This is a genomic window from Thiomicrospira aerophila AL3, assembly GCF_000227665.2.
GTDB lineage: Bacteria > Pseudomonadota > Gammaproteobacteria > Thiomicrospirales > Thiomicrospiraceae > Thiomicrospira > Thiomicrospira aerophila.
In genome coordinates, this window is record NZ_CP007030.1 from 2,152,010 (window position 1) to 2,158,359 (window position 6,350).

The 6,350-nt window shown below is 48.8% G+C and carries 4 protein-coding genes; 2 read left to right on the plus strand and 2 right to left on the minus strand.

Annotated elements, in window-relative coordinates; genetic code table 11:
• The first annotated feature begins 62 nt into the window (after nucleotides 1-62).
• Nucleotides 63-2,159, plus strand: coding sequence for a TonB-dependent receptor plug domain-containing protein (locus THIAE_RS10425; RefSeq protein WP_006460023.1), 2,097 nt, complete (start codon nucleotides 63-65; stop codon nucleotides 2,157-2,159).
• Nucleotides 2,160-2,201: 42 nt separating this feature from the next.
• Nucleotides 2,202-4,403 carry a TonB-dependent receptor gene (locus tag THIAE_RS10430; protein ID WP_006460022.1) on the plus strand — a complete coding sequence of 734 codons (2,202 nt, stop codon included), beginning with the start codon at nucleotides 2,202-2,204 and terminating at the stop codon, nucleotides 4,401-4,403.
• Nucleotides 4,404-4,426: 23 nt separating this feature from the next.
• On the opposite strand, the gene THIAE_RS10435 is transcribed toward THIAE_RS10430, so the two are convergent.
• Together THIAE_RS10435 and THIAE_RS10440 are read right to left on the minus strand one after the other, a co-directional pair.
• Nucleotides 4,427-5,398, minus strand: a complete 972-nt coding sequence (locus THIAE_RS10435; RefSeq protein WP_006460021.1) for a DNA/RNA non-specific endonuclease — start codon at nucleotides 5,396-5,398, stop codon at nucleotides 4,427-4,429.
• Entirely contained in the window at nucleotides 5,395-6,183 is a 789-nt protein-coding gene (locus THIAE_RS10440) for a methyltransferase domain-containing protein (RefSeq protein WP_006460020.1), read from the minus strand. The genes THIAE_RS10435 and THIAE_RS10440 overlap by 4 nt, the downstream gene beginning before the upstream one ends.
• Nucleotides 6,184-6,350 lie beyond the last annotated feature (167 nt).

Sequence of the window (6,350 nt, forward strand, 5' to 3'; positions counted from 1 at the left end):
CTCACGGCTGCCCCGTTTGTAGTCTTGAGCGCGAGTGGGCGTGCATTAAATTAAGGATAACTATGAACACCTATTTAAAACCTATAAACCTTGCGATTACCTCATTATTAGCGACGAGTCCACTGCTTGTGAGCGCGAACACCGATCATCACCAGGTGAGTGAACAGGCCAGCGACAACACCTTGCCCAGTATTCAAGTGGGCCGGGATGTGCCTAACAATACCTTCGAGCGCGACGTCGATCTTGCTTCAGCCGAACTCTATCAAGCGAAAACGCTCAATGATTTGTTTCGCCTTGATCCTGCTATTCGTGTGGTCAGCGGTTCAACCCGTAATGGCCAAAAAATTGTGCTACGCGGGGTGGAAGATTTAAATCTCAATATTCAAATAGACGGCGCGCGTCAAGGTGCGAATTTGTTTCATCACCAAGGACGCTTACAAATTGATCCCGCGCTTTATAAGCAAGTGCGGGTCTTTAGTGGTCCAGCGCCAGCTGATGCCGGGCCAGGTGCGTTAGGTGGCAGCGTGCAATTTGAAACCGTCGATGCGCAGGACTGGTTACGCCCGGGCGAAACCATCGGCGCACGTCTTGGTGGACACTATGAATCGGCACGGGATTTAGGCGGCCTAACCACGTCTGTTTATGGTCAATTGGATGACTACACTGGCTTGTTAGCCTATATGCGTCGTACTCAAAACAGCGATCTGCGTGCGGGTGGCGGTGAAACCGTGCCTTCAACGGCGGGATCACACAATAATTACTTGCTAAAACTCAGTATGCTAGACCGTAATGATCATAGTCTGCGCATCAGTGCGCAAGCCAGTGAGGATTTGGGCGGACAGTTCCGCGCGAATTTTCCTGACGGCGCACAATCCCCTTTGCAGCGTAGTGATGATCAACGTATCTACGAGCAGCGCCAAACGATCAGTTATGGCTATAACCCGTCTGATGAAAAAATTGATATGCAGCTTAGGGTATATCACAGCGAGAACGGCTTAGATGTCGCGCTACCTAATCGACTCGCAGAATTAGCCCTGACCGAATCTTATGGCATGAATTTGTTTAATACCAGCCGTTTTAGTTGGGGAGCGACCAACCATGCCTTGACCTACGGCACGAATTATTTTCGTGATGAAAATCGTTATCGCACCACCGGTGATGCACGCAGTGAGTTTGCCATTAATCATGGCCTGTATCTGCAGGATCGCATGAGCTATGGCCCGGTGCGCTTGAGTGGCGGTCTGCGTTACGACAGTTACTACAGTCGCTTAGATAATCAATATCGCAATGCGGGCAGCGGTTGGTCGCCTAACCTAAGTGGTGAGTGGGATCTACTCACCGGTCAGCAACAGGTCACCCTCTTTGCCGGTTACGGTGAGTCATTACGCGGTTCACGGTTAAATCAAGCCTACTGGTTGTCGAAGTATCCAAGACCAGGTGATGGTGAAACTTTTGAACTGGGCGAAAACGGCAAGATTAAACCTGAACGGGCGATCTTGCATGAAGCCGGTGTGCGTTGGCACAGTGATGAGGTGTTTACGCGCGATGATCATGCCGGACTCGAGTTAACCGTTTATAAAACACGGATTAAGGATTATTGGCTAACCTCCGGTGAAGGGGCAGGCGCACTTACAAAAGATTTTAAAAATGCGTCAGGCGACATTATCAGCGAAGGCTATGAATTGCGAGGTCATTGGGGCTTGAACCGTGTGTTGCTTGAAGCCGCTTATAGCCATAACAAACTACGTGGCTATGATGGATTGCCAGCCGATACCGCTGGTACATCAGCAAGAGTCGGTAGTTCTGTCGGTGACAAGCTGGTACTAAACGGGCTATGGCAAGCGCAGGATAATCTTGCTTTGGGTTATACCTTTACGGGTGTTGCCAAATTAACGGATAAGCATCCTGATACAGTTGGTCCACCCGCGAATCGATTTTCGCGAGCGGATAAACCCGGCTATATCACCCATGATGTCCAGGTGCAGTGGCAGCCGGCGGCAGTGGCCAAGCAGGCCTTGCGCTTAACCGCCGCATTAGAAAACATTTTCGATACCCGCTATGCCGATCATGCTTCAGTGCGTATTGCGCAAAATGGACAGGAGTTCACCACATTGGATGCAGGTCGCAACCTGCGCCTGAGTGCCGAGTGGCAGTTTTAAGCCGCGTTTTAAAAATAAAAACATAATAAGGAGCGATAAAAATTGAAACACCATAAGCTGTACCTTGCCCTAGCGGGCGTCATCTGTGTACCCCAGTCTGTGTTAGCCTTGGCTGAATCAGATATGCATTTGGCCCCCGTGATCGTGACGGGATCACCGGTACACGGTCACACGGCCTTTGAATTACCGACTCAAATTAGTGTGTTAAGCGGGGCTGATCAACATTTGATGGATCGCGCTAATTTAGGCGCCAGTCTGGAGCGTTTACCTGGCGTGAATAATCAGAGCACAGGTGCGGCCACCGGTAAACCGGTTATTCGTGGTTTATCAGGTGAGCGAGTTAAAGTCTTGGTCAATGGTGCAGTACAAGATTTTCAAAATTATGGTGTCCAACATACCCCGCCGGTTGAAAGTTTATTCGCTGAACGTATCGAAGTTATTCGTGGCCCGCAAGGGGTTTTGTTCGGAGGGAGTGCGTTAGGTGGCGCGGTGAATTTGGTCGCGCCACGCTTTGAGTTTGCGCCAGCAGGTGCAACACAACAATCGGCTCAATTTGATGCGGGCGTCACCTCTAATCCCCGTGGCGCGCTGTTAGGTGCAAAAGGTGCGTTTAGTAACCAAGATTGGTCATTACAGCTAGGTGTGGTGGGCCGTAAAGCAGGCGATATAGTGACGCCGCGAGGCAAAACAGCGGACAACGATCCCGATGCCGAGCCTAGTGATCGCCCCCTGTTTGTGGGTAGCACCCCTTTCACTAATCACGAAAATACCGCATTTACACTAGGTTTGGCTAATCGTCAGCATTGGGGTCAGTTAGAAACGCGTTATCGCTATTGGCAGTCAAAGCAAAATATTCTTGCTGTGCATGAAGACCATGACGATGATGAGTTTGAGGCCGAACCCGCTGGGCATATCAAAACCCAGCATCAGTGGCAATTAGGCGCCGAGATTGATCTTGCCCATAACTGGTTGTTTAAGCCAAGTTATACCTATACCGACAATCGTTTGCAGGAAAGTCATGATACGCGCTTTGAGGACTTTGGTAATCACCATGGTCATCATCACGGGCATGATCATGATGATTTGGATTTGCGTAACCAGCGTCATGATATCCATTTGGCTTTCCAGCATCCAAAAGTTGGTCCCTGGGAAGGTGAGTTTGGGATTGAGTTTATGCGTAAAAACCAACGCTTAGTCAGTGGTGAGCTATCCCCAAGCGGCAGCGAGCAAGGTCATAGTGTGTATCTCTTTGAAGAAGCCGATATGGGGCGTTGGTTATGGCAATTGGGCGCACGGCATGATGTGCAGCGTCTAAAGGCGAACTTGAGTCACGATAACGAGCACTTTATTGAAGACCTTGAAGTCTTTGATGCGACTAACAATGAACAAACCTTTGCTAATACCAGCTTGGCTGCAGGGGTCACCTATCGGATTGCACCGGCTTGGGCGGTGGCCGCGAATATTTCACAAGGCTATCGTGCGCCGAGTTTATATGAGTTGTATGCGGGCGGTAGCCATAGTGGCGTGAATGCGGTTCAAATTGGTGACCCCAATTTAAAAGCGGAGCGTGCGCTTAATGTTGATTTAAGCTTGCGCTATCAAACGCAACCCAGTCAGTGGCAGGTAACGGTCTATCAAAAGCATATCGATAACTATATCTATTTGGCCAATACCGGCCAATTCCGTGATAAAGAGGATCATTACAAGGTTTGTACTGACCCAACTGAACACAGCTGTATTCGTGAAATGAAGGCAGAGCAAACCAACGGCGTGATTCAAGGTTTAGAGCTGGAATGGCAGCAGGCCTGGTCAGCAAATTGGCACACCTACGCTAACCTTGAGTTGATTTCGGGACGTGATCGCGACAATAGCCGTGATTTACCCTTGATTCCGGCCAATAATGCCCTAGTTGAGTTGCAATATCACTTTACTCAATTAAGCTGGCAGGAATCGGCGCAATTGCGTTTAGGGGTAAAAGCCGTGGCAGCAAGAACATCACCTGGCGATTTTGAACCCTTTGGCCAGTTCGATGATGAGCCGATAGGGGTGGCGTCAACCGATGCCTACAGTGTCTGGCATTTGGCTTACCAAACCGATTGGCGGGTCAATGGGCAAACCTGGCAGGTGACCGCGCGGGTGGATAATCTTTTTGATACCGCTTACCGTGACTATTTAAACACCTATAAGGGCTTTGCACAGGATTTAGGGCGCAGTGTGGCCTTATCAGCCCGCTTAAGCTTTTAAGTTATAGTGGTTAATCAGCGCGCTTAAAAACGGGCGCGCTGATTGGCTAAACGCTGGGTTAATCCCCAGCTATCCTTATCTATCAAAGTTTCGATATAGTTTTCGACCCCATCATCTAACTGGTGAAAGAAGTTCAGTCCAGTGCGTTTTTCAATGTCGCGTACGGTCACCACCAGCGTCCTCAAATCCTCGTCTCCTTTTACATTTTGCGGCACAATAAAAGCCAACACTTTGGGCGGTTGATCGGCTGTTTCACCAGGCTGAATAAAAATTTTATAAAAGCTATCGGGTATCGCAATGCGCTTGGGCGAGCTTGGCAAAAAATTGGGTTTGTCGCTAAAAATGGGACCTGTTATCACCCAAAATGGCCCATGAGCTTGCGAAAATTGATTGGCCGCCAGCGCTTCAATCCGTTGCCAAGTCCGTCGATTGAGGTCAGGACGCTGGGGGGAAATGTTGGTCATTAAAAAGGTTTGGTGTTGTGCTTGCGCGCCATAGCGGGTTGCGATGACATGGTTAGGGGCTAAATGACCGCGATCATAGCCTGACCCTGTATAGTCTTCGTGGGTAATACAGGCAACAAAGGTTAAACAACGTAAACTGCGCCAATCACTGTCAAAGCGGCTTGGTCTTGGCAAATTGGCCGCATTATCGGGACGGGGTAACACCTGATAACTCACCCAAAGTGGATTGCCAAGCCAATCAGAATAGCCGACCATAAAGGCATCATTACGAATAATCCGCTTGGTCAGCTGGGTTTGCCAGTCTTGATGTACAGGCACACCAGCAAACACCATTGCTGGACGAGCAATATAATGTTCATAACTATACCAGCCGGCCATGACGAGCATCAGCAGGCCTGCTACTAGCCAGGTTTTTTTGCGTCGACCTGCTTGAAATGGATTGCCGGTTTTAGCAGCTGGGCTGCGTCGTTTGGTGGGAGCTCGCGCTGGCGATTTGGCTTTGGTTCGACTGGGTGCGCGTGTTGAACTCATAATGGATTCTCTTCAGTAATAGGTTTATAAGCGAGGATATGAATATAGCGACCCATGTCGCGATAGGTGGGTTGGCGACAAAAACGCGCCTCTAATGCCATCAGTTCATCCTGATTACTTTGTGCCAACACTTCGTGGGTTAAGTAGTCGTGGAATACGCGAATACCGGTCTGCTGCTGACATTCAAAACCGGCCTCAGCCAACCAAGCTCGAACGGTTTCAGGATAATGTGGATGAGGTGGCGTGAGTTTTTTACCCTTGCCAATATAACCATCATCTAAAATATGTTGCCAGCGCCAACTGCCCTTTAATACATTGGTGTAAACAATCGCATTACGATTATAAAATAACACCGACAAATAACCGCCCGGTTTCACTTTTGCCATAACCTGGTTAAAGGTAGCCTGCGGCTCGGCCAACCACTCTAGCACGGCGTGGAACAGCACTAAATCGAACTGCGGCAACTGGGGTGCCAAGGCTTGAGCCGGGCCAACTAAAAAATCAGCCGACAAGTTTTGTTCGTTAAAATCGGCTTGAGCACGTGCCACCATTTTTTTTGATAAATCGCTTAGCGTTAGCTTATGACCCGCTGCGGCAAACCAGCCAGCTATTTGGCCTAAACCGCAACCGGCATCCCAAATCTGCAAAGGCGTTTGCTGTTGCAGGCCTGCTAAATCTTCTTGCAAACACTGTAAGCGCCACGAACCTTTGAGGGTGCCATAGACTTTTTGCTCAAACTTGGCAATGAGGGGGTCGAAATTACGGTCTTTAAGGGGTTTACTCATGCTGGGATAGGTCAATTATTAAGGGTTATAAGGTTTAGGTGTTAGGCGGATAAAAATTATTTAAAAAATTTTTATACACTGATATTTTTCATTATTTTTCAGTTGCTTATATTGTTTTTAAAAAGCTTATCCACAGAGTTTGCACTAGACTTATCCACAGGTTTAGG